This window comes from Streptomyces sp. NPDC020845 (genome assembly GCF_044334165.1).
GTDB lineage: Bacteria > Actinomycetota > Actinomycetes > Streptomycetales > Streptomycetaceae > Streptomyces.
In genome coordinates this window covers 193,220-220,081 of record NZ_JBIRSJ010000008.1, presented here as the reverse complement: position 1 = coordinate 220,081, position 26,862 = coordinate 193,220, and the positions used below count along the sequence as shown (strand labels likewise).

The following is a 26,862-nucleotide window of genomic DNA, read 5'->3' as shown; positions in this document are numbered from 1 at the left end:
CCGGCAGTCCCCGCCGACCGGCGCGCCCAAGGTGACCTTCGCCGACTTCGTACGCGAACAGCAGGACCTGCTGGCCTCGGAGCGCGGCGAGCGGCTGCGCGCGTACTGGCTGCGGCAGCTGGCCGGAGAGCTGCCCGCGCTGCGCCTCCCGCTGGACCGCCCGCGCCCCGTCGTGCCCAGCTACCGGGGGGCCTCCCTCGAAGGCCGCCTGGAGGCGGGCCCGATCGAGGCGGCCGGGCGGCTGGCCGACGACGAGGGCACCTCGCTGTTCTGTGTGCTGCTCGCCGCCTACGTCACGCTGCTGCACGGCTACGCCCCCGGGGACCGGGTCCTGGTCGGCACGCCCGTCGCCGGGCGCCCGTCGCCCCAATACGCCGATGTGCTCGGCTACTTCATGAACATGGTCGTGCTCAAGCACGACCTCGACCCCGAGCAGGACTTCAGGACCCTGCTGCGCGGCGTGCGGGACACCGTCCTCGAGGCCCTGGAGCACAGCGACTACCCGCTGCTGACGCTGGTGCAGGAGCTCCGCGCCCCGGGCCGCCTGTTCGACACCGCGTTCTACTTCCAGAACTGGGTCAAGGACGGCGGCGACACCGCCCCGGTGGCCGGCGTGTTCCCCGGGGTGCACCAGGAGGGCGAGTTCGACATCACCCTGGAGGTGGTCGAGGAGCCCGAGGGCGCCCGGTACTGCCTCAAGTACAACCCGGACCTGTTCGACGAGGACACCGTGCGCCGGCTCGGTGAGCGGTTCGCCCAGCTGCTCGACGCGGCGCTGGCCGAGCCGGGTGCCCCCCTCCACCGGCTGACCCGGCGGGCCGGCGGCGAGCAGGCCACGGCCCACCAGGCGCCCCCAGGCCCTGTCCGGGCCGTGCACGACGGCCGCACCCTGCCCCAACTGCTCGCCGAGCAGGCCCGCCGCACCCCCGACGCCATCGCGGTGTCCGACCCGGACACCGAGCTGACCTACCGGCAGCTCATGGAGCGCGTCGAGCGGCTGGCCGACCGGCTCAGGTGGCGCGGAGTCGCCCCCGGCCGCACCGTCGGCGTGCTGGTTCACCGCTCCCACGACATGCTGGTGGCCCTGCTCGGCGTGCTCGCGGCCGGCGGTGCGTACGTACCGCTCGACCCGGACTACCCCGCCGAGCGGCTGCGTTACATGGCCGAGGACGCCGGGCTGTGCCTGCTGGTCACCCAGTCCTCGGCGCGGGCCGACCTCGGCACCGAAGTCCTGCTGCTCGACGCGCCGGGGGACGCCCCCTCCCCGGCCGTGGACGGCCGGCCGGCAAAGTCCGCCGCGACCCCCGACGACCCCGCGTACGTCATCTACACCTCGGGCTCCACCGGCCGCCCCAAGGGCGTCCAGGTCCCGCACCGGGCCCTGACCAACCTCCTGCTGTCGATGGCCGAGGAGCCGGGGTTCACGGCCGACGACCATCTGCTCGCGCTCACCACGGTCTGCTTCGACATCGCCGGACTGGAGCTGTTCCTGCCGCTGATCACCGGCGGCCGGGTGGAGATCGTGCCCACCCACATCGCCCGGGACGGCGTCCTGCTGCGCCGCCTGCTGGAGGCCGGCCGGGCCACCGTCGTCCAGGCCACCCCCGCCACCTGGAAGATGCTGCTCGCCGCCGGATGGCGGGGGAACAGCGGGCTGAAGGTCCTGTGCGGTGGCGAGGCGCTCGACCAGGACACCGCACAGGAGCTGCTCGCCCGCGCCGGCCAGGTGTGGAACATGTTCGGGCCGACCGAGACCACCATCTGGTCCACCGTCTGCCGGCTGGCACCGGGCGACCGGGTCACCATCGGCCACCCGATCGACAACACCCAGCTGCACGTCCTCGACACCCATGGCAGGCCGGTGCCGGCCGGTGTCCCCGGCGAGCTGTACATCGGGGGCACGGGCCTGGCCACCGGCTATCTGGGCCGCCCGGAGCTGACCGCGCAGCGGTTCGTCACCATGGCAGGCGACCGCCGCTACCGCACCGGTGACCTGGTGCGGACCCTCTCCGACGGCCGCGTCGAGTATCTGGGCAGGCTCGACGCCCAGGTGAAGGTGCGCGGCTTCCGGGTGGAGCCGGGCGAGGTCGAGTCGGTGCTGCGCGGCCGGCCGGGGGTGCGCGAGGCCGTCGTGGTGGCGCGCCGGGTCGGCGGCGAGAACGTCCTCTACGCGTTCCTGGTGCTGGAGGACGGCGCCACCGTGCCGTCGCGGGACGCGCTCGCCGGGCGCCTCCCCGCGCACCTTGTCCCGGACGCCCTCGTGGCGCTGCCGGCGCTGCCGCAGACCCTCAACGGGAAGGTGGACCGGGGCAGGCTGACCGACGCGCCCCTGGACGAGCTGCGCGGGGCGTCCGCCCCCGAGCGGCGTCCGGCGGTCGGCACCGGCGAGCTGGCCCAGATGGTCGCCGACATCCTCGCCATCGATGTGTCGCAGGTGCGCCCCGACGCCCCGCTCGGCGAGCTGGGGATGAACTCCGTCAGCTTCACCGCGCTCAGCACGCGGATCGGCGAGCGGTACGGGATCGAGGTGCTGCCGACGCTGTTCTACCGCTTCCCGACGCTCGCCGCGGTGGCCGCCCACCTGGCCGGCGGCGGGGCCGCGGACCCTGCCGCGTACGACACGGGCGCGGACGTCCGCGCGGACGCGGGCCGGGCCGGGGCCGCCGAGTCGACCGTACGGCCGGCGCCCGAGTGGTCGGCTCCCGGGCGTCCCGGCGGGGCCGGGGACATCGCGATCGTCGGCATGGCCGGCCGGCTGCCCGGCTCGGCCGACCTGGCGGAGTTCTGGGACCACCTGGAGCAGGGCCGGGACCTGGTCGGCGAGATCCCCGCCGACCGGTGGGACTGGCGCGCGCACGCGGGCGAGTCCCGCTCGCGCTGGGGCGGATTCCTCACCGACGTGGACCGCTTCGACGCGGCCTTCTTCTCCATCTCGCCCCGTGAGGCCGAGCTGATGGACCCCCAGCAGCGGCTGCTGCTGGAGGTGGTGTGGTCGGCGATCGAGGACGCGGGCTACCGGGCCTCGGACCTCGCGGGCAAGCGGGTCGGGGTGTTCATCGGCACCACCAACTCCGACTATCCCGAGGTCCAGCGGGCCGCCGGGCGAGCGGTCGACGCGCACACCCTGACCGGCGCCGCGCAGTCGATCATCCCGAACCGGATCTCCTATCTCCTCGACCTGCGCGGCCCCAGCGTGGCGGTGGACACCGCCTGCTCGAGCTCGCTGACCGCCGTGCACCAGGCGGTCGCCGCGCTGCGCGACGGCAGCTGCGACCTGGCGATCGCGGGTGGGGTCAGCCTGATCCTGGACCCCGGTCTTTACGCGGCGCTCAGCCAGGGCGAGATGCTCAGCGAGGACGGGCGCTGCAAGGCGTTCGACGCCGCAGCCAACGGCTATGTGCGCGGTGAGGGCGTGGGCGTCGTGGTGCTGCGCGACCACGCGGCGGCCCGCCGGGACGGCGACCCGGTGGCCGCCGTGATCAAGGCGACCGCCGTCGGCCACGGGGGCCGCACCACCTCGCTCACCTCCCCGAACCCGAACGCGCAGACCGAGCTGCTGGTCGAGGCGTACCGGGCGGCGGGTATCGACCCCCGGACGGTCGGCTACATCGAGGCGCACGGCACCGGGACGGCCCTGGGCGACCCGATCGAGTTCGGTGCCCTGAAGCAGGCGTTCGCCGAGTTGTACGGGGACGCGGAGCCGGGCGCCGAGGCCGGCGGGCCGCGCTGCGGGATCGGCTCGGTGAAGACCAACATCGGGCACCTGGAGGCCGCCGCGGGCATCGCCGGGCTGCTGAAGGTGGTCCTCGCGCTGCGCCACCGCACCCTCCCGGCCAGCCTGCACTTCCACGAGCCCAACCCCTATCTGGAGCTGTCCGGCAGCCCGTTCGAGATCGTGGACTCCACCCGCTCCTGGCCGGCCCCCGTGGCCGTGGACGGCACCGCACTGCCCCGCCGGGCGGGGGTGAGCTCCTTCGGCTTCGGTGGCGCCAACGCGCACGTGGTGATCGAGGAGGCGGAGCCCGCCCTCACCGGGACGGACCATGGGCGTCGTGCGTCCGGTCCTGACGGGCAGCTGTTCGTGCTGTCCGCCAGGACCGGACGCGCGCTGCGGGAGCAGGCGCGGCGGCTGGCCGCGTTCGTCCGCGCCGAGCGGCCCGCCCCGGCCGACGTCGCCCACACCCTGCGCATGGGCCGCGAGCCGATGGAACACCGGCTCGCCTTCGTCGCCCGCGGCCGCGCCGAACTGCTGGACCACCTGGACGCCCACGCCGGGGGCCGGACCGAGCCCGGGGCGCTGACCGGCCGGGTGCCCGCCGGACCGCGGCGCGACGCGACCTCGCGCGGCGCCGCCTGGCGGGAGTACGTGCGGGCGCTGTGCGCCGAGCGCGACCTGGAGGCGCTGGCCCAGCTGTGGGCCGAGGGCGCGAACCTCGACTGGTCTGGCTGGTCCGACTGGTCCGGGCTGCCGCCCGCCCGCCGGATCGGGCTGCCGGCCTACCCGTTCGAACGGACCCGGCACTGGGTCGAATCCACGGCCGGGAGCGGTCGGGCCGCGCTGCTGGACGAGAACGTGTCGACCTTCGGCGAGTCCGCCTTCGCCAAGCGGCTGACCGGGGCCGAGTTCTTCCTCGCCGATCACGTGGTCGGCGAGGAGCGCGTCCTGCCCGGCGTGGTGTATCTGGAGATGGCCCGGCTGGCGGGCGAGCGGGCACACGGCGCCGCCCGGGTCCGGCGCATCGACGACGTCGTCTGGGCCGCACCCGTCGCCCTCGCCCCCGGGCAGTGCCACGACCTGCGCGTCGCGGTGGCCCCTTCCGGCGCGTTCGACATCGCCGGGGAACACCCGCACGCCCGCGGAACGCTCGTGTTCGAGCAGGCGGGTGAGGCGGACGCGGCGGCGGAGCGGATCGACCTGGCCGCCGTACGGAGCCGGTGCTCGCGCACCAGGAGCCGGCAGGAGGCCTATGACTACTTCGAGAGCCTGGGCTTCCGGTACGGGCCGAGCTTCCGCGTGATCGAGGAGCTGGCGCTCGCCGACGCCGAGGCCCTGGCCCGGCTGCGCCGCCCGGACGTCGGCGACCACCGTTTCCACCCGTCGCTGCTGGACGGCGCGTTGCAGACCGCGGGCTGGCTGGTGTCCGGCTCGGTGCCGCACCTGCCGTACTCGATCGGGTCCGTGGCGCTGCGCGCCGAGCTGCCGGAGGTCTGTTACGCGCATGTCACGGTGGTGCAGCGGCGCGCCGACGGGCAGGTCTTCGACATCGCCCTGACCGCCGAGGACGGCACCGTGGTCGCCCGGATCGAGCGGTTCACCCTGCGCGCCGTGTCCCGGCCCGAGTCGGGTGTGCATGCCTTCGAGCCGGTGTGGCGAGAAACCCACGACCAGGCTGACAAGGACAACAAGGACAACAGCGACGACGAGGCCGACCCCGGCGCCGGGGCGGCCGCCGAGGTGGAGCTGCTGGCCGTCATGGACACCGGCGACGGGCGGGCGGCGGAGCTGCGCGGTGAACTCCTGCGGCTGGCACCCGGGCTGAGCGTCCGCGTCGGCGACCCGGGCGCGGCCTCGCACCTCGTCCACCTCGCCCCCCGGGGCGGGCTCGACGAAGCCCTCCACGGCGGCTTCCACACCGCGCTGGAGGTGTGCCGGGCCCGGATCGCCGGACGCGGCGGGCCGCTGCGCTATCTGTACGTCCACGGCGACGAGCCCGGGGCGGCGGGGGCGGCACACGCCGCGCTGGACGGCTTCGCGCGCTCGATCGGGCAGGAGCACCCCGGGATCCGGATGACCGTGCTCGCCCACACCGGTGCCGCGTCCGCGTCCGCCGCCGACTTGGCCCGCCTGGTGCTCGCCGAACTCCGCGGCGGCGAGCCGGAGCTGCGGGTCGACGGGGCAGGGCGTACGGTCCGCGGCTGGCGGCCGCTGACGCTGCCCGCGGCCGGGGCGTCACCGCTGGCCCGGGACGGGGCGCACATCGTCACCGGGGGCTCGGGCAAGCTGGCCCGTCTGGTCGCCCACCGGATCGCCCGGCACCCCGGCGCGGGCGTCGTGCTGGTCGGCCGCTCGGAGCCGGCCGAGGACACGCCGGAGGGCTGGCTGTACCTCCAGGCCGACGTCGGTGTGCGGGACGACGTCGAGCGGGTGGTGCGCGAGGCCCGGCGCAGGTTCGGACGCATCGCGGGCATCGTGCACGCGGCCGGGGCGCTGCGGGACTCGCTGGCGCTGCACAAGAGCGGGGCGGACGCCGACGCGGTGCTCGCGCCCAAGGTGCGCGGCCTGGTCCTGCTCGACGAGGCGACCAGGCGGGACCAGCTCGACTACTTCGTCGCCTTCGGCTCGACCGCCGCGGTGTTCGGCAACGTCGGGCAGACCGACTACGCCTTCGCCAACAGCTTCCTCGCCCACTACCTGGAGCGGCGGCAGCCCGGCCGGGGCCTTGCGGTCGACTGGTCGCTGTGGCGCGACGGCGGGATGACCATCGACGCCGAGGCGCGGCAGGCGATGCGGCGCGCGTACGGCATGGAACCGCTGCCGACCGAGGCCGCCCTCGACGCGCTGGAAGGCGCGCTGGCGAGCGGGGCCTCCCACGTCCTGCTGACCGCGGGCGACCGCGGCCGCATCGAGGAGGCGCTTCTGCGGCGCCCCGCCGCGCCCGCCGACGCCCCGGACCCGGCGCCGCGGCCGGCGCGCGAGACCGCACCGGCGGATGGGGACCCGGCCGGCGATCTGCGCGGCCCCGCCGAGGAGTTCCTGCGCGGGCTGCTGGCCGCCGAGCTGAAGATGGCGGCCGACGACATCGCCGCGGACGAGTCCTTCGAGCACTACGGCATCGACTCGCTGCTGGTGCTCAGCCTCACCCGCGAGCTGGAGCGGCACTTCGGCCCGCTGTCCAAGACGCTGTTCTTCGAGTACCTGACCGTCGCCGAGCTCGCCGAGTTCCTGGTCGAGCAGCACGGTGAGACGCTGCGGGAACTCATCGGCCCGAGGCGCCAGGACGAACCCCAGCCGTCGGCCGTCGCCAACGCAGCCGTGCCCGCGAGCGCCGTGCCCGCGAGCGCGGTGACCGCGGCCACCGCGACCACCCGGGTCGTGCCCGCCCCGGCGCCCGCGCCCGCGCCCACCCCCGCCGAGGACGAGATCGTGATCGTCGGGGTGGCCGGACGCTATCCGCAGGCCGACGACCTCGGGCAGTTCTGGCGCAATCTGCGGGAGGGCCGGGACTGCGTCGAGGAGGTCCCCGAGGACCGCTGGGACCACGACCGGTTCTATGACCCGGACCGCGACGCCCCGGGCAAGACCTACGCCAAGTGGGGCGGCTGGCTCTCCGACGTCACCTCCTTCGACCCGATGTTCTTCCGCATGTCCCAGGTGGAGGCAGAGCACATCGACCCGCAGGAGCGGCTCTTCCTGCAGACCGTGTGGCATCTGCTGGAGGACGCCGGCACCTCCCGGGCCGCGCTGTCCCGGGTCCGCACCGGGGTCTTCGTCGGCCTGATGTACGGCCACTACCAGCTGTACGGGGTCGACGAGGCGCTGCGCGGGGTCGGCGCGGCCACCTCGTCCTCGTACGCCTCGGTGGCCAACCGGGTGTCGTACTTCTTCGACTTCGACGGGCCGAGCATCGCCCTGGACACCATGTGCTCGTCCTCGCTCACCGCCCTCCACCTCGCCTGCCAGGCGATCCGGGACGGGGACTGCGAGGCGGCGGTGGCCGGCGGCGTCAACGTCTCCAGCCACCCTGTGAAGTACCTCCAGCTCGCCAAGGGCGGCTTCCTGTCCAGCGACGGCAGGTGCCGCAGCTTCGGCGCGGGCGGCGACGGCTATGTGCCCGCCGAGGGGGTCGGCGCGGTGCTGCTCAAGCGCCGCTCGGCGGCCGAGGCGGACGGCGACCGCATCCTGGCCGTGATCAGGTCCACCGCGGTCAACCACGGCGGGGCCGGCAAGGGCTTCAGCGTGCCCAACCCCAAGGCCCAGGGGGTGCTGATCGGCCAGGCCCTGGACCGGGCCGGTCTCGCCCCCGCGGACCTGGATTACCTGGAGGCGCACGGTACCGGCACCTCGCTCGGCGACCCGGTCGAGATCACCGGGCTGCTGCGCGGCTTCCAGGGTCACGACCTGGACGGCGTGCGCATCCCGCTCGGCTCGGTGAAGTCGAACATCGGCCACGCCGAGTCGGCGGCGGGCATCGCGGCGCTCACCAAGGTGCTGCTCCAACTGCGCCACCGGGAGCTGGTGCCCTCGCTGCACGCCGAACGGCTCAACCCCAACCTCGACCTGGACGCCACCCCGTTCCGGGTGCAGCGCGAGCTGACCGAGTGGACCCCGCGGGTCGACCCGGCCGGCCGGCCGCTGCCCCGCACCGCCGGGATCAGCGCGTTCGGGGCGGGCGGCAGCAACGCCCACGTGATCCTGGAGGAGTACGTGTCGTCCAGCCCGAGCCCCGAGGAAGCCCCGCCGCCCTATGTGTGCGCGCTCTCCGCCCGTGACGAGGCGCGGCTGGCCGAGCACACCGCGCGGACGGCCGAGTACCTGCGCGGCGAGGGGCGCCACGCGCACCCCGCGGCGCTCGCCCGGACCCTGCAGACCCGCGAGCCGCTGGCGCGCCGGCTGGCCGTGGTCTTCGAGGACGTCGAGGACCTGGCGGGCGAACTCGAACGCCATCTGTCCGGCGGCTCGCCCCGGGTCCTGACCGGCACCGCCGCCCGCTCTGCCGCACCGCCCGCGGACCGTACCCCCCACGCAATGGCCGCGGCCTGGGTGCGCGGCGCGAAGGTCGAGTGGGCCGGCGGCGGCCCGCGGATTCCGCTGCCCGGCTACCCGTTCTCCCGTGAGCGCTGCTGGCTGCCCGCCGCCGACGCGGTGCGCAAGCCCGCGCCCGCCCGGGACCGCGACCTGCGGGGCGAGGTGCTGCTCTCGGCCGACACGCCGGTCATCGCCGGACACCGGGTGCAGGGCCGGTCCCTGCTGCCCGCGCTGGGCTACTTCGACCTCGTCGCGGGCGTCTTCCGCGACCACGGCCACCCCCTCGGAGAGCTGACGTTCCGTGATCTGACCGCGCTGCGACCGCTGGATGTGACGGACGGGCCGGTGACCGTGGAGATCCGGGGCACCGTCTCGGGGCCCGGCCGCTGGCAGGTCACCGTCGCCGACGGCGAGCCGTACGCCAGGGCCGAGGTCGAGCTGACCGGCGCGCCCGCCTTCGCGGACCGGCTGGCCCTGAGCCGGCCGCAGGGCGCCCCGCGGACGCTGGCCGAGATCTATCAGCGGGACGGAGACAACGGCCAGCAGTACAGCGGCGCGGCACGGGCCGAGGGCCTGCTGTGGACCGACCCGGAACAGCTGGTCGCCGAACTCACCGCGGCGCCCGGCGACCACCTGGTGCACCCGGCCCTGCTGCTCGGCGGCGCGGTCGCGGCAGGCTCCCTGCTGGACACCGGCGGTCAGGCGTTCCTGCCGCTGCACGTGGCCTCGTTCCGTACCACGGGCCCGCTGACCGGGAGTTCGACGGCCCGGGTGCGGCGCTCCTCGGTGGGACGGCGCGGTGAACTCGTCCGGCTCTCCGTGGACTTCTTCGACGAGACCGGCCGGCAGGTGGCCGAGCTTTCCGGGCTGTCCAGCAAGGCCGTACGGACCGCCCCGGCCGCCGAGCCTGCCGCCGAGCCCGCCACCGGGCCTGCCGCCGCGCCGGGACCCCGGCCCGGCGCGGCCGACGGAGTCCAGGACCGGCTTCGCCGGCTGGTGGCCCGTCACCTGGGCCGCGAGCCCGAGGCGATCCCGGTCGACGCCGGGTACTACGAACTCGGGATCGACTCCGTGCAGGTGCTGGAACTGGCCGAAGAGCTGCACCGCGAGGTGGGCCGGGAGCTGGACCCGACGCTCCTGTTCGAGTACACCACCATCCGTGAGTTGGCCGCCCACCTCGCCGAGCGGTATCCGGACGTGTTCGTACCGCTCGACGCACCGGCACCGGCCGAGAGCCCCGCACCGGCCCGGCCCGGTCTGCCGAGCGGGCTGAGCCGGGTCGAGGCGGCCACGCGCATCCCGCCCGCCCCCGCCCCGACCGGCCTCACGGCGGACGGACTCGACCGCCTCATCGCCGCCCGGGTGCTGGCGCGGCTGCGCGAGTCCGGCGCGTTCGCCGAAGGCCGCGGCGAGTCGCTGACCGGGCTGGCCGACCGGCTGTCCGTCGTGGACAAGTACCGGCGCTGGCTGGAGGAGGCCGCCCGGCTGCTCGACGCTGCGGGCCTGGCCCGGCTGCGCGACGGCGTCCTGGAGCCGAGCGCCGGGCCGGCGGCCGGCGGCCCCACGTGGGAGGAGGCGCGCGAGCGCTTCGCCGCCGACCCCTACTGGGACGCGCAGCTCTCCCTGGTGGGCGAGTGCGTGGACCGGCTGCCCGACATCCTGTCCGGCCGACTGCCCGCCACCGACGTGCTGTTCCCCGGCGGCTCCATGGCCAAGCTGACCGCGGTGTACCAGGGCAACCCGGTCGCGGACCGGCTCAACGAGGTGGTGGCCGAGGTGGCCGCGGCGGCGGTGCGCGACCGCCTGGCCGAAGACCCCTCCGCGACGGTCCGGTTGGCCGAGGTGGGCGCGGGCACCGGGGGCACGACCGCCGTGGTGCTGCCCCGGCTCGACGCACACGCGGAGCGGCTGGAGTACTGGTACACCGACCTCTCCCCGGCCTTCCTGGACCAGGCCGAGCGCCGCTTCGGGGCCGGACGTCCGTATCTGCGCTACGGCCGGTGGAACGTGGAGCAGCCGGACGCTGGCGAGCGGCTGACCGGCGGCGGCTGCGATGTGATCGTGGCCACCAACGTGCTGCACGCCACCCGGGACATCCGGCTGGTCCTGCGCAACCTGGCCGCCGCGCTGCGCCCGGGCGGGGTCCTGGTGATCAACGAGATCACCCGCAAGTCCGCGGCCCTGACGCTGACGTTCGGGCTGCTCGACGGCTGGTGGCTGTACGACGACGAGGAGGTCCGCACCCCCGGGGCGCCCATCCTCACCGGCGCCCGCTGGGAGGAGGTGCTGGGCGACAGCGGCTTCGGGGCGGTGTGGCGGCCCGTTGCGGCGCCGGACGCGTTCGGCGAGGTGTTCGCCGCGCAGCGGCCGGTCGAGGTCCCGGCGCCTGCCGGTACCCGGCTGCTGGCCCGAAAGTGGGAGCCGGCACGGGCCACTGACGGACGGCGCCCCACGGCGGTGGCGGTGCTCGGCGCCGGGCCCGCGGCCCGGCGGCTCGCCGAGGCCCTGCCCGACGCGACGTCGGTCGCCTCGGCGGCGGACCTGGACGACCGCTTCGACGCACTGGTCGACCTGGGCGGACTGGCACTCGACGCATGGCTGCCGGCCGTGCAACGGATGGCCGGGCGCGAGGCCCTGCTGCTGGGCGTGGGGGCGGGGGACGCCCGGGCCGGGCTCTACCGGATGCTGCGACACGAGTACGGCCGCGTCAGGTCCCGCTATCTGGAGGCGGATCCCGCCGACCCCGAGCTGCCCGGCCTGGTCGCCCGGGAGCTGGCCGACGGGGGCGAGGACGCCGAGGTCAGCTACCTGGACGGGGTGCGGCACCGGGCCCGCCTCGCCGAGCTGCCGGTCGGCACCGGCGCTCCGGTCCGCTTCCCGGCCGACGAGGCGCTGCTGATCACCGGCGGCACCCGGGGCATCGGCCTGGCGCTCGCCCGCCACGCCGTGGCTCAGTGGGGGGCCCGCACCCTGGTGCTCACCGGCCGCGAGCAGCTGCCCCCGCGCGAGGAGTGGCACCGCCACGGTCCGGACACGGTGCTGGGCCGCAAGCTGCACGGGCTGCGAGAGCTGGAGCGGGACGGGGTTCGGCTCCGGGTGCTGTCGCTGCCCCTGGGCGAGGACCCGGCCGCCGTGCGCGAGGCGGTGGCCGGCGTCCGGCGCGAGCTGGGGCCGATCGGCGGTGTGCTGCACGCCGCCGGACTGGTGGACCGGGACCACCTCGCGTTCGTCACCAAGCCGGTCGATGCGGTGCGCGCGGTGCTGGCGCCGAAGACCTCCGGTGCGGACGCGCTGGTGGACGCGGTGGCGGCTGATCCGGTGCGGTTCTTCGTGCTGTTCTCGTCGGTCGCCTCGGCGGTCCCGGCCGCCGCGGTCGGCCAGAGCGACTACGCGATGGCGAACGCCCACCTGGACACCGTGGCCAGGCGAAAGCCGCACGGACTGCCCCTGGTGAGCGTGGCCTGGCCCAGCTGGCGTGACACCGGCATGGGCACCGAGCGGCCCGGCCCCGGCTATCTGGCCACCGGGCTCGGCGAACTCTCCGAGACCGAGGGGCTGCGGCTGCTCGACCACATCCTGTCCACCGGGGCCGGCCCGGTGGTGCTGCCCGCGATCGTCCCCGCGCAGTGGACGCCGGAGGCCCTGCGGGTCCGCAGGGCCCAGGCCCCGGCCCGGCCCGCCGCCCCCGCCCCCCTCACCGGGCCGTCCGCCCGCGGCGAGGTGGCCGGGACCGCCGTGCGGGAGGCCGAGTCCTGGCTGCTCGCCCTGCTGGCCGGGCAGTTGGGCTTCGAGCGCGACCGGCTCGCGGCCGATGTGCCCATCGCCGACTACGGAACCGACTCGATCATGATGGTGCAGCTCCTGCGGCAGGTCGGCGGCCGACTGGGCGTCGAGCTCGATCCGTCCGTGCTGACGGAACAGCCCACGGTGGAGTCCTTCGTCGGCTGGCTGGCCGAAAGCCACGGCCAGGCCCTGGCAGCGGCCTTCGGTACGGAAGCGGCCTTCGGTACGGAAGGGGAGGCGGCGTCCGTGCGAGCCGCCGTACCGGCCCTCGATCGTCCCGCCCGCGCCGCCGCCACCGTGACCGTTCCCACCGGGACTCCGGCAGCGGCCCCGGCAGCGGCTCGGCCGACGGCCGGGCGCACGGCCGGCGACGAGTCCGCCGTCGCGATCGTCGGGATGTCCGGCCGCTTCCCCGGCGCCGGGGACCTGGACGCCTACTGGCGGCTGCTCAGCGAGGGCCGCTCCGCGATCGCCCCGGTGCCCGCCCGGCGCTGGGGACGGGCGACCGGGTATCGCGCGGGCCTGATCGACATCGACGGGTTCGACCCCGGCTACTTCCACCTCTCCGACAGCGACGCCGCCGCCATGGACCCACAGGCGCTGCTGCTGCTGGAGGAGACGCTGTTCGCGTTCGCCGACGCCGGATACGCCCCCGAGGAGCTCAAGGGTCGCGACATCGGCGTGTACGTGGGCGGCCGCACCCGGCACGACCCGGGCGAGCACGCCCTGGCCCGCAGCCGCAACCCGGTGGTCGCGATCGGCCAGAACTACCTGGCCGCCAACCTGTCCCACTACTTCGACCTGCGTGGCCCGAGCACCGTCGTGGACACCGCGTGCTCCTCGGCGCTGGTCGCGATGCACCATGCTGTCCAGGCCATCCGGGCCGGTGACGCCGAGGCGGCCGTGGTGGCCGGGATCGGTCTGCTGCCGGACGAGAGCGGACACCGGCTGTTCGACCAGCGCGGGCTGCTGAACCAGGAGCCGGAGTTCCACGTCTTCGACCGGCGGGCCCGCGGTTTCACGCCCGCCGAGGGCGTCGGCGTGCTGCTGCTGAAGCCACTGGCCGCCGCCGAGGCGGACGGCGACCAGGTGCACGCCGTGATCAAGGCGGTGGCGGTCAACAACGACGGCCGCACCGCCGGACCGGCCACCCCGAACCCGGCAGCGCAGCAGCGGGTCATGGCCACCGCGCTGGCCCGCGCCGGGGTCGACGCCGACGACGTGACGTACATCGAGACCAACGCGGCCGGGTCGGCCGTCCCCGACCTGATCGAGCTGAAGGCGATCCAGGCCGTCTACCGAAACGGCTCCGACACACCGTGCAGCCTGGGGTCGGTCAAACCGAACATCGGCCACCCGCAGTGCGCGGAGGGCATCGCCGGGGTCATCAAGACCGTGCTGATGCTGCGCAACCGCCAGATCGTGCCGTTCCTGAGCGGTCAGCGGCCGCTGGATCACTTCGACATGGGCGCCACACCGCTCAGGTTCGAGCGCGAGCTGACCCCCTGGCCGGACGCGTCGGACGCGTCGGACGCCCCGGACGCGCCCCCGGTCGCCGCCGTCTCCAGCTTCGCGGACGGCGGCACCAACGCCCACGCCGTCCTGGCCGCCGGCAGCGTCAGCGGCGCCACCCGGCGGCCGCTGGAGCGGCCGAGGCTGAACCGGCGCCGGCTGCCGGCGCCGGGCGCCGAGCGGTTCGCGATCGTCGGCATGGCCGGGCACTACCCCGGCGCGCCGGACCTGGCGGCCTTCTGGGACAACCTCAAGGCGGGCCGGGACAGCGTCGGGGAGGTGCCCGCCGAACGCTGGCGGACCCCCGACGGGGGGCGGATGTCCCGCTGGGGCGGGTTCCTCGACGACGTCGACCGGTTCGACGCCGACTTCTTCCGGATCTCCCGTCCCGAAGCGGAGATCACCGACCCGCAGGAGCGGTGGTTCCTGCGGACCTGCTGGGAGGCCATCGAGGACGCCGGGTACACCCCGGCCACGCTCGCCGAGGCCACCGGGCCCGACCGGCGCCGCGCGGTCGGCGTGTTCGCCGGGGTGATGCACAAGGACTACACCCTGGTGGCCGCGGAGGCGCCGCACCCGGTCCCGCTGAGCCTCAACCAGGGGCAGATCGCCAACCGGGTTTCCTTCGTCTGCGACTTCCACGGCCCGAGCATGGCCGTGGACACGCTCTGCTCCTCCTCGCTGACCGCCCTGCACCTCGCGGTGGAGAGCCTGCGCCGCCGGGAGTGCGAGGTCGCGCTCGCGGGCGGGGTCAACCTCTCGCTGCACCCCGGGAAGTACCACACGTACGGCACGGTCGGCATGCACTCCTCGGACGGCCGCTGCCGCTCCTTCGGGGAGGGCGGGGACGGCTATGTCTCGGCGGAGGGCGTCGGCGCGGTGGTGCTCAAACCGCTGGCCGCCGCCGAGGCCGACGGCGACCACATCTACGCCGTCATCGCCGCCACCGCGGTGGGCCACGGCGGGGCCGTCAGCGGATTCAGCGTGCCGAGCCCGGTGGGCCAAGCCGCCGTGGTCTCCGCCGCCCTGGCCGCGGCGGGCGTCGACGCCCGCTCGATCGGCTACGTCGAGGCACACGGCACGGGCACCTCGCTGGGCGACCCCATCGAGGTGCGAGGACTGACCGCCGCCTTCGCCAAGGACACCTCGGACACCGGGTTCTGCGCGCTGGGCTCGGTGAAGTCCACCATCGGACACGCGGAGTCCGCGGCCGGGATCGCGGGCCTGACCAAGGCGGTCCTGCAACTGCACCACCGCACGCTGGTGCCCTCACTGCACGCGGACACCGTGAACCCGCTGCTGAGGCTGGACGACACCCCCTTCCGGCTGCAGCGCGAGACCACCGCGTGGCCCGCGCCGCCCGAGGGGCCGCGGCGCGCGGGCCTGAGCTCCTTCGGCGCCACCGGAGCAGGCGCGCACATCGTGCTGGAGGAGTACCTGCCCGCCGAGCCCGCCGGGGCTGGAGAAGCCGCCGAAGGCCCGGTGGTGGTGCCGCTGTCGGCCCGCGCCGAGGACCCGCTGCGGGAGCTGGCCGCGCGCCTGCGGGACGCCCTGACCGCGGGCACCCCCGGGCGGTCGCTTCGCGATATCGCCTACACCCTTCAGGTCGGCCGGGTCGAGTGGCCCGTACGGGCCGCCTTCGTGGTGCGCGACCTCGCTGAACTTGCCGGGCAGCTGGACGAGTTCGCCGCCTCGGGCGCCCGTCCCGGGCTGCCGGGCACGGAGCTCGGCGGGACGGCCCGGCGCTGGGCCGAGGGCGGGGCGGTGGACTGGGCGGCGCTGTACGGGGCGGGTCGGCCGCGCCGTACGAGCCTGCCGACGTATCCGTTCGCGGGCGAGCGGCACTGGATACCGGCCGAGGGCGAGGACACCGAAGGCCGTCGGCCGACCGCCCCGGGCGTCACGCCCGCGGCCGCGCCGGGTGCTGCGGCCCTGGCTGCTGCGGATGGCGCGCCGGCCGCCGCGCCGGGCGCTACGGCCCCGGCCGCCCGCGCCGACGGCCCGGGTGTCACGGCTCAGGCCGCCGCGGGCGCGACGCCTGTCCCTGTGCCCGTCACCGACCCTGCCCCCGTGGTCCCGCCGCAGGGACTGCTGACCGCGCCGCGTTGGGTCGAGTCGGCGGCCCCCGTCCCGGCCGCCGGGCGTGCACCGCGCGCGGTGTTGATCGTCGCGGAGGAGACGGGCACCCCGCTGGCGCTGGCCCTGGCCGAGCACTACCGGAGCGGCGACGGCGCCCCCGAGGTGGCCGAGTGCGCGCTCGGCGGGCCGCTGCCCCTGGGCGGCCCCGACGCCCCGGCACCCGACCGGGTGCACATCGTGGTCGGCGCGGGCCCGGTCGGCCGGGACGCCGCCGCCGAGCATGAACTGGCCCTGCTCCGGCTGGTCAAGGCGCTGAGCCGACTCAAGGCCGACCGGTCGACGCCGATGGACCTGAGCGTCGTCACCCAGGAGACCCAGTCGGTCGCCGGGGAGCCCAGCGGGGCGCGCGGCGCGGGCCTGGCCGGTCTCGTCTACTTCCTGGCCCGCGACTCCCAGCGGTTCGCGGTGCGCAACCTGGATGTGGCGGGCGCCGACCTGACCACTCCCGCCGGCCGGGCAAAGGTGGCCGCGGCGGTCGCCGCCGAACCCCCGGCCCCCGGTGGCGATCTGGTCGCGCTGCGCGGCGGGCGCCGGTACCGGCAGGAGGTCCGCCCGGTCGACCCGGCCGAGGCGGCGGACGCCGGGCTGCCAGGGATACGCCCGGGCGGCAAGTACGTGGTGGTCGGCGGCAGCGGCTTCGTCGGCCGGATCGTCAGCCGCCATCTGATCGAACGCCACGGCGCCCAGGTGGTCTGCGTCGGACGCAGGCCACAGAGCGACCCGGCGGTGCGCGAGGCCCTGGCGGACGAGCGGATCGGCTACGTACAGGCCGATGTCACCGACCCGCGGCAGGCGCGGCAGGCGATCGCCGCGGCGAAGGCCGCGCTCGGCGGGCTCCACGGCGTGCTGTTCGCCGGCGCCACCCGGATCACCGAGGGCCCGGGCGACCTGACCGCGCTCGGCGAGGCGGAGTTCCGCGAGCACTTCGACGTCAAGGCCGGGGGCAGCCGCCATGTGTACGAGGCCGTGGCCGAGGAGCCGCTGGACTTCCTGTGCTACTTCTCCTCCGCCCAGGCCTTCGCCTTCGGTGGGGCCGGCACCCACGCCGCGTACGCGGCCGGGATCACCTTCGCCGACGCGTTCGCCCGAGCCGTCGGCCGGACCTCCGCGTTCCCGGTCGGCATCGTCAACTGGGGCGCCTGGCGGGCCTCGTTCGGCGAGGCGGCGCGGGACTACCCGACGCTGGGCTTCCTGGACGACGACGAGGGCGCGGCCTGCTTCGACACCGCCGTGCGCCTGCTGCGCGGGGGCCGGCACCGCCAGGTCGTCGCCATGCGGGCCCCGGCGGTCCGCCCGGCCCCGGCAGCCCTGCACGCCGACGCCGTCGGCGCCGCCCAACCGGACGGCGGTGGCGGTGGCGGTGGCGAGCGGCGCCGGGAGATCCGGCGGCTGCTGATCGAACGGCTCGCCAGGACGCTGCGGGTGCCGGCCGGAGACCTGTCGCCTTCGGTGGCCTTCTCCGATCTGGGTGTCGACTCGATCACCGGCTCGACTTTCGTCACACAGATCGCCGAGGAGCTGGACGTGGAGCTGAACGCGGCGGCCCTGTACGAGTACTCGACCGTGGAGCGGCTGGGCGACCACCTGATCGAGCTGATCGGTACGGACGAGCCGCCGGCCGACGGTACCGGCGATACGGCGCCGCCGGAGGAACTGATCGCGATGTTGGAGGCACGTTTCGCGGCCGGTGAGCTCTCCGCCGCGGAGGTGCTGGACCTGCTCGACACCGAGTTGGCCACGAGGGAGCGACGATGAGCACCGCAGAGTTCCGGGACATCCTCGACCGGTACGCCAGGGGAGCGGTTGGCGCGGAGCAGGCGCGCGACCTGCTGGCCGCTCGGCGCCCGGCGCAGGCCCCGGGCCGGCCCACGGCCCCGGCGCCGTCGGGGCAGGACGCGACCACCGGGCCGGCCGACCGCCCTGAGACACTGGACATCGCGGTGGTCGGCATGTCCGGGCAGTTCCCGGGGGCGGTGGACGTCCGCGAGTTCTGGCGCAACCTCGCCGAGGGCCGCGTCGGGTACGGCGAGCTGCCCGACCACTACCTCGCCCCGGAGGAGCGGAACGCGTACAGCTGGGGCGGGGCGCTCGACGAGCGCGACAGCTTCGACCCCGAGTTCTTCGGCATCCGCCCGTACGAGGCGGATCTGATGAGCCATCACCAGCGGCTGCTGCTTCAGGAGAGCTGGCACGCGCTGGAGGACGCCGCGCTCGACCCGAGGGCCCTGGCCGGTTCGCGCACCGGGCTGTTCGTCGGCGCCGAGCCCACCAGCTATCCGCACGAGTCGTTCACCGGCGCCTCCGACGCCCTGGTGGCGTCCCGGCTGTCGTACTTCCTCGACCTGCGCGGGGCCGCGCTGGTGGTCAACACGGCCTGCTCGTCCTCGCTGGCGGCCTTGCACCTGGCCTGCCAGAGCCTGCGGTCGGGCGAGTCGTCCCTGGCGCTGGTCGGCGGCGCGAACGCCGGTCTCGACGGGCGCGGTCTCGACCTGCTGCTGCAGAGCGGCGCGATGTCGCCCACCGGCCAGTGCCGCACCTTCGACGCGGACGCGGACGGCACCGTCTACTCCGAGGCCGTGGCCGTCGTGGTGCTCAAGCGACTGGCCGACGCGGTGGCCGACGGCGACCACGTCCTCGGCGTCGTCCGTGCGACCGGAATGAACCAGGACGGCGCCAGCAACGGCATCACCGCGCCGAACGGGGCGGCACAGGAAGAGCTGATCCTCGACGTCTACCGGCGCTTCGGCATTCCGGCCGAGCGCGTCGGATACGTCGAGGCCCACGGCACCGCGACGCCGCTCGGCGACCCGGTGGAGGCCAACGCGCTGGTGCGGGCGTTCCGGCGGCTGACCGGTGAGCGGGCGTTCTGCGCGGTCGGCAGCGCGAAGTCCCACATCGGGCACACGGGCGCCGCCTCCGGGCTGGTCGGGCTGATCAAGGTCCTGCTGTCCATGCGGTACGGCCGGCTGGTCGGCATGCCGACCCTGCGCCGGCTCAACCCGCTGATCGACCTGGCCGATTCGGCCTTCGTCCTGGACGACGCGGCGCGGCCCTGGCAGAGCGCCTCCGGCGCCCCGCTGATGGCCGCGGTGAACGCCTTCGGGCACAGCGGGACCAATGTGCACGCGGTGGTCGAGGAGTATCCGCCGACCGCCGCCGAGGCGGCCCGAACGGACGACGGCAGCCCGCGGATCGTGCCGCTGTCGGCGCGCGACCCCGAGCGGCTGCGCGCATACGCCCGGGTGCTGGCGGAGTTCCTGGACCCGACGGGTGAGGAGGCGCCCGAGCCCGCCGCCGCGCCGGTGGCGCCCACCCAGGTGTGTGCCGTGGTGGCGGACGTCCTGGGCGTCGCGGCGGACGAGATCGACCCGGACGAGCGGCTGGACTCCTACGGCGTGCGACCGGGACAGTTCGCCCGGATCGGCGAGGCGCTGGACGCCCGGTTCGGGGTGCGGCTGGACGCCGACGTCCCGCACGAGGGCCGTACGGCCGGGGAACTGGCCCGGCTGATCTCCGAGGCGGGCGGGGCGCTCCAAGGGAGCGGCACCGAGGACCGCGCCGCTGGGCCCGGTGGCCGACCGCTGCTGGCCGATGTGGCCCGCACCCTGCAGCTGGGCCGGACGGAGCTGGCGGCGCGCGCCGCGTTCGTCGTGCGCGACCTGACGGAACTGGTCGCCGGGCTCCGGGCCGTGGCGGCCGGGGAGGAGCTTCCCGACAACTGCCGGCTGGGGCAGGCGGACCACGGCAGCGAGGTGGTCCGGCTCTTCGACGACGACGATGATCTGCGGGAGGCCGTGAGCAGATGGCTGGACCGCGGCAAGCTCGCCCAGGCAGCCGAACTGTGGGTGCGCGGCGGGCCGATCGACTGGCGCAGGACGCGGCAGGACGGCGCGGGGCGCCGGGTGCCGCTGCCCGGCTACCCGTTCGCCAGGAACCGGCACGGCAAGCTGTTCACCCAGCCGGTGGTGCGGCCCGTCGCGCAACCGGCCGCCGAGCCCGCCCCGGCGCCGCGGACCGAGCCCGTCGCCGAGGCGCTGGCCGGAGCCGTCGCCGAGGCCGGAGCCGTCGCCGAGGCTGAGGCCGGGGCCGAGCCGTACGCCCCCGAGCGGCTGGCGGCTGCCGTCGAGGAGCGGCTCGCGCTGCTGGCCGCGGAGATGATCGGCGCGTCGGCGGCCGACCTCGACATCAAGGACCACCTGGACCGCTACGGAATCGACTCCATCACGCGGACCAGGATGAACCACGCACTGAGCGAGGCGTTCCCGGCTGCCTCCCGGACGCTGTTCTTCGATTTCGCGAAGGTCGAGGGCGTCGCCGAGCACCTGGCCGAGCAGTTCCCGGACGAGTGCCGGGCGTACCTCGGGGGGAGCTCCGCGGCCGAGCCCGCCCCGGTCGCCGTACCCGCCGCTCCCGCCCCCGTACCCGCCCCGGCCCCCGTACCCGCCCCGGCCGCCGAACTCACCCCGCGGGAGGGCCAGGACCGCGAGGAGGGCGAGGGCGACGAGAACGACGCGGCGGCGGACGCCGTCGCGATCATCGGGATGAGCGGCCGCTTCCCGGGCGCCCCCGACCTTGACCGGTACTGGTCGCTGCTCATGGACGGCCGGTCGGTCGTCACCGAGATCCCGCCGCGCCGCTGGGACTGGCGGGAGCACTACGACCCCCGCCCCGAGGGCGCGGACGTGGTGCGCAAGAGCCACTCCAAGTGGGGCGCCTTCCTCGACGGGTTCGACGAGTTCGATCCGGCGCTGTTCAAGTTCACCGAGCATGAGGCGCGCAACACCGACCCGCAGGTGCGGCTGTTCCTCCAGGAGTGCTGGAAGGCGCTGGAGGACGCGGGCTGCGCCCCGTCGAAGCTGCCCGCCCCGGTGCGCCGGCGCATCGGGGTCTTCGCGGGCGGCGCGAAGCACGGCTTCACCCGGCTCGGTGCGGAGGGGCGGCTGGAGATGCCGCGCACCTCCTTCGGCGACATGGTGAACCGGGTCTCCTTCCAGTTCGACCTCGGCGGACCGAGCAAGGCCGTGGACACCGCCTGCTCCTCCGCCCTGGTGGCGCTGCACGAGGCGGTGCAGAGCCTGCGCGCCGGCCAGTGCGAACTGGCCCTCGCCGGAGCGGTGAACCTCTATCTGCACCCCTCGACGTATGCCGAGCTGGGCACCGTGGGGCTGCTGTCCGACCGTTCGGAGTGCGGGTCGTTCGGCGCGGAGGCCAACGGGATCGTCCCGGGCGAGGGCGTCGCGGCGGTGCTGCTCAAGCCGCTGCGGCAGGCGCTGCGCGACGGCGACCCGATACGGGCCGTCATTCGCGGCACGGCCGTCAACCACAACGGGCGGACCATCGGGTTCACCAGCCCCAGCGCGCAGCGGCAGGCCGATGTGATCCGTGAGGCGCTGCGCGACGGCGGCGTGGACCCGCGGACGGTCGGCTATGTGGAGGCCCACGCCAACGGCTCGGAGATCGGTGACGCGGTCGAGATGACGGCCCTCACCCAGGCCTTCGACGAGCGGCCGGGCGCGAGCGGGCGATTCGGCGTGGGGTCGGTCAAGCCCAACATCGGCCACGGCGAGGCATCCGCGGGCATGGCGCAGCTGTTCAAGGTCGTCCTGGCCCTGCAGCACCGCACCCTGCCGCCGACCCGGCTGCCGGAGGAGTTCAACCCCGCCATCGACTTCGACAGGCTCCCGTTCGAGCTCTCCGGCAGCGCCGTGCCCTGGGAGCCGGTGGTCGTGGACGGCACCCCGGCGCCGCGCCGGGCGGGCATCACCTCGATCGGCGGGGGCGGGACGAACGCCCATGTCGTCCTCGAGGAGGCGCCCGAGCCCGCGCCCTCGCGGGCGGCCGTGCGCGGGCCGGTGGTGTTCACTCTGTCGGCGCACACCGAGGAGCGGCTCGGCGATTATGTCGACCAGTGGATCGAGTTCCTCCGCGGCGGCCCCCGGGCCGACCTCGCGGGCATCGCCCACACCTTGCAGGTGGGCCGGGCGGATCTGACGCACCGGCTGGCGGCGGTCGCCAAGGGCGCCGAGGAGCTGCTGGGGCAGCTCACCCGCTGGCGCCGGGGCCGCCCGGGCGGCGCGGTGGTCACGGCCACCGCCGGGAGGGTGAAGGCCGAGGAGCTGGACGCGGCACTGCGTGAGCGCGACCTCAGCCGGGTGGCGAGCCTGTGGGCGCACGGGGCGACGGTCGACTGGAGCGAGCTGTACGGCGACGACGTACCCGGCCGGGTGCCTGGGCTGCCGACCTACCCGTTCGAGCACCAGGTCTGCTGGGTGGACGAGTCCGCCCCGGCTCCGCTCCCGGCCGCCACGGCCGTCTCCACCCCGGCCGGACCCGCCCCGGCGACGGGGGCCCCGGCCACCACGACCCCCCTCCCGGCCGACCCGGCCGCGCCGGCGCCGGACGGCCATCCGCTGCTGACGTCGGCCGTGCCGCTCGCCGACGGCGGGGCGGTGTTCAGCGGCGATGTGTCGCTGGCCGCGCACCCCTGGATCGCCGACCACGCGGTGTCCGGCACGGTGCTCTTCCCCGGCACGGCCTTCGTCGACATGGCGTTGCACGCGGGGCGGGACATGGGCTGCGGGCGGCTGGACGAGCTGACCCTGCAGGCCCCGCTGGTCCTGACCGAGCGGAACTCGGTACGGCTGCAGGTGGCCGTCGGGGCGCCCGACGCCACGGGCAGCCGCCCGGTGGAGGTGTACTCGCGGGCCGAGGAGGAACCGTCGAACGAGGCGGCGGAGCGGCCGTGGACGCGGCACGCCACCGGTCTGCTGGGGGCCGGAGAGCCGGAGACGGGGCCCGATCTGACCGCGTGGCCGCCGACCGGCGCGGAGCCGGTGCCGGTGGACGGCTACTACCGGGCGATGGCCGACGCCGGATACGCCTACGGTCCGGCGTTCAGCGGGCTGCGCGCGGTCTGGAGGCGCGGCGACGAGGTGTTCGCCGAGGCCGCGATCGACGACGCTCCGGACGCCGCCCGCTACGGTCTGCACCCCGCCCTGCTGGACTCGGCCCTGCACGCGATGGGCTTCGGTGGCTTCGTACGCGACGGCGGCGGACTACTGCCCTTCTCCTGGTCCGGGATGCGGCTGTTCGGCCGGGGGGCCGCCGCGGTGCGGGTGCGGCTCACGGCGGCCGGCACCGACGCGGTCTCGGCCGAGGTCGCCGACGGTGCGGGACGGCCGGTGGCCGCGCTGGACTCGTTGGTGCTGCGCCCCGTCTCCGGCGAAGGGCGCTCGGCCCCGGGCGGACACCCGGCGTCCGGCGAAGGTTCTGGCACCGGCACCGGCCTTGCCGGCACGGCCGCACCGCCCGACTCGCTGTTCCGTCTGGACTGGACCGCGCTCGCGCTTGCAGAGGTGGCCGGGCGGGACGACGCCTGGTCCCTGCCGGGCCCGGACGACCTTCGGCTGGGGGCAGCCCTGCGCCGCGGCGGCGCCACGGTGTCCGAGCACGCGGCCGAAGTGGCGCTGGTGTCGCTGGCCGCCGAGGAGCGGCCCGCGGATCCGGCGGCCGGGATCCGGGCCGCCACCGCGCGCGCCCTCGGCCTGGTGCAGGGCTGGCTCGCGGACGAGGAGCAGGCCGCGGCGCGGCTGGTGGTGGTGACCCGCGGAGCGGTGGCCGTCCGCGTCGGCGAGGACATCACGGACCTGGTGCACGCCCCGGTCTGGGGTCTGCTGCGTACGGCACAGGCGGAGAACCCGGACCGGCTGCTGCTGGTCGACCTGGACGGTGACGAGGCGTCGGTGGCCGCGCTGCCGGGGGCGGTGGCGGCCGCGGCGGCGGCCGGCGAGTCACAGCTCGCGCTGCGCGGGGGAGCGGCGTTGGTGCCCCGGCTGGCCCCGGTCGGCTCCGACGGCACGCTGGTGCCGCCCCCGGGCGGCGGCGCGTGGCGGCTGGACACCACGGGCGCGGGCACCCTGGAGAACCTGGCGCTGCTGCCCTGGCCCGCCGCCGACGCGCCGCTGACCCCGGGGCAGGTGCGGATCGAGGTGCGCGCGGCCGGGCTGAACTTCCGCGATGTGCTGGGCGCGCTCGGCATGTACCCGGGGGAGCTGACGCTCGGCGCGGAGGGCGCCGGCCTGGTCCTCGAGGTCGGCCCCGGGGTGACCGGGCTGGCGGTCGGGGACCGGGTGATGGGGGTGTTCCCGAGCGGCCTGGGCCCGGTCTGCGTGGCCGACGCCCACACGGTGGCCAGGATGCCCGCCGGGTGGTCCTTCGAGGAGGCCGCGACGGTCCCGGTCGCCTTCGTCACCGCGTACTACGGCCTGTTCGACATGGGCGCGCTGAGCGCCGGTGAGTCGGTGCTGGTCCACGCCGCCGCGGGCGGGGTGGGCATGGCCGCCGTACAACTGGCCCGGCACGTGGGCGCGGAGGTGTTCGCCACCGCGAGCGCGGCCAAGTGGGACACCGTACGGGCGCTGGGCGTGCCCGACGACCACCTCGCCTCCTCCCGTGACCTGGGCTTCGAGGCCGAGTTCCTGGCCGTCACCGAGGGCCGCGGGGTGGATGTCGTACTGGACTCGCTCGCGCGCGAGTTCGTCGACGCCTCGCTGCGGCTGCTGCCGCGCGGCGGCCGGTTCGTGGAGATGGGCAAGACCGACATCCGGGATGCCCAGCAGGTCGCGACCCGGCACTTCGGGGTCCGCTACCGGGCGTTCGACGTGGTCGACGCCGGGCCGCAGCGGATCGGGGAGATCCTCGCCGAGATCGTGGACCTGTTCGAGCGGGGCGTGCTGGAGCTGCTGCCCAGGATCACCTGGGACCTGCGGCGCGCGCCGGAGGCCTTCCGGTTCATGAGCCAGGCGCGGCACGTCGGCAAGATCGTACTGACCGTGCCCCGGCGCCCCGACCCGTCGCACACGGTGCTGATCACCGGTGGCACCGGCACCCTTGGCGGAATGCTCGCCAGGCACCTGGTGGCCGAACACGGCGCCCGGCACCTGGTCCTCCTCAGCCGGCGCGGACCCGACGCCCCCGGCGCGGCCGAGCTGACCGCGGAACTCACCGCGGACGGCGCCCGGGTCACGGTGGTGGCCTGCGACGCGGCCGACCGCGACCGGCTGGCCGACGTGCTCGGCGCCATCCCGGCCGACCATCCGCTCGGCACCGTCATCCACACCGCGGGCGCGCTCGACGACGGGGTGTTCGACGCGCTGACCCCCGACCGGCTGGCACACGTGCTGCGGCCGAAGGCCGAGGGCGCGCTGAATCTGCACGAGCTCACCCGCGGCATGGATCTGACCCAGTTCGTGTTCTTCTCCGGGGCCGCCGGGGTGCTCGGCAACCCCGGCCAGGCCAACTACGCCGCGGCGAGCTCCTTCCTGGACGCGCTCGCCCACCACCGCAGGGCGCAGGGGCTGCCGGGCGTCTCCATGGCCTTCGGCTACTGGGAGCAGGCGACCGGCCTCACCAAGCACCTCACCGAGGGCGACACGGGCCGGATGACCCGGGGCGGTCTGCTGGGGCTCTCCTCGGAGCAGGGGCTCGCGCTGTTCGACGTGGCCCGGGGCGCCGACGAGGCGCTGCAGGTGCCCATGCGCGTCGACCTGGCCGCACTGCGGACCCAGGCCGAGTCCGGCACCGGCCACCCCGTGCACCGGGCGCTGGTGCGGACCGCGCCGCGGTCGGCGGCCGCCGCGCCGGACACCGGCGGCGGCCTGGACGGGGTCGCGGGTCTGCCCGAGGACGAACAACGTGCGCGGGTCATGGAGTTGGTGCGCCGACAGGTGGCCGCCGTGCTGGTGGTCGATCCCGACGACGTCGGGCCCGGCACCGGGTTCGTCGAGCTCGGCCTGGACTCGCTCACCGCGGTGGAGCTCCGCAACCGGCTGGGCCGGGCCACCGGGCTGCGGCTGCCGGTCACCCTGGTCTTCGACCACCCGTCGCCCGGCGCGCTCGCCGGGTACCTGCGGCAGCGGCTCACCACGGCCGCCCGCAAGGGCGGCAGGCCCCCGACCCCGACGCCCGCACCTGCTGCGGCACCCGCACCGACACCGGCCCCGGCGGTGGCGACACCTCCGGCCCCCGGCCAGGAGGAGATCCGCCGACTGCTGCTGGACGGCCAGGACCTGGACCGGCTCGGCGCGGTGCTGGAGTTCGGCTGCCGTGGCGCGGGCGACGCCGTCGGCCTCGCGGAGGCCCACCCGGCCCTGGTGGTCCACGGCGTGACCGGCGACAAGGAGTCGGCCGACGGCGCGGACCGGGAGATCCGGGAGCGCGGCCTGCGGGAGAGGGCCGCGGTGTTCCACGCGGACCCCGCCGAACCCTTCCCCGGCCACTACGACCTGGCGTTCGGCATCGACGCCTGCTTCCGGGCCGAGGACAAGCAGACGCTGTTCGCGAACCTGGACGCCGCCGTCGTGGACGGCGGCCAGGTCCTGCTGGCGGACTTCCTGTGCACCCTGAGCGGCGACCTGATCGACCCCGGGCTCGGAATCAGCGTCCCCACCGCGCGCACCTGGGCCGAGGTGTTCGCCCGGAACCGGCTCGTGGTCGACGAACTCATCCCGCACGACACCGTGGCGCCCGACCCCGACCTGGCCGAGCCGCTGCGCCGGGGCTGGATACGGCACCACCTCTTCCGGCTGCGCAAGGTGACCGCCTCGACCGAGGAGGAACGGCTCCAGCTCAACCGGGCACACCTGGCCGAGACCACCGGGCGTCCGCGCGCCGCGGCGAGCTGA

Annotated in this window: 2 protein-coding genes (1 of these 2 running past the window's edge); both read left to right on the top strand. The window is 75.5% G+C overall.

The features are described 5' to 3' along the window. A protein-coding gene (locus ACH4U7_RS22100; protein WP_398529565.1) for an amino acid adenylation domain-containing protein crosses the window boundary here: on the top strand, positions 1–17,935 show its 3' portion. It extends 5,426 nt beyond the left edge of the window; the window shows 17,935 of its 23,361 coding nt (coding positions 5,427–23,361); its start codon lies off the left edge, out of view; the stop codon is at positions 17,933–17,935. Further along, positions 17,932–26,862, top strand: coding sequence for an SDR family NAD(P)-dependent oxidoreductase (locus ACH4U7_RS22095; protein ID WP_398529564.1), 8,931 nt, complete (start codon positions 17,932–17,934; stop codon positions 26,860–26,862). The genes ACH4U7_RS22100 and ACH4U7_RS22095 overlap by 4 nt, the downstream gene beginning before the upstream one ends.

Bases quoted from the DNA above. Each gene is read 5' to 3' on its own strand.
- ACH4U7_RS22095 (WP_398529564.1), top strand. From the start codon at position 17,932: ATGAGCACCGCAGAGTTCCGGGACATCCTCGACCGGTACGCCAGGGGA.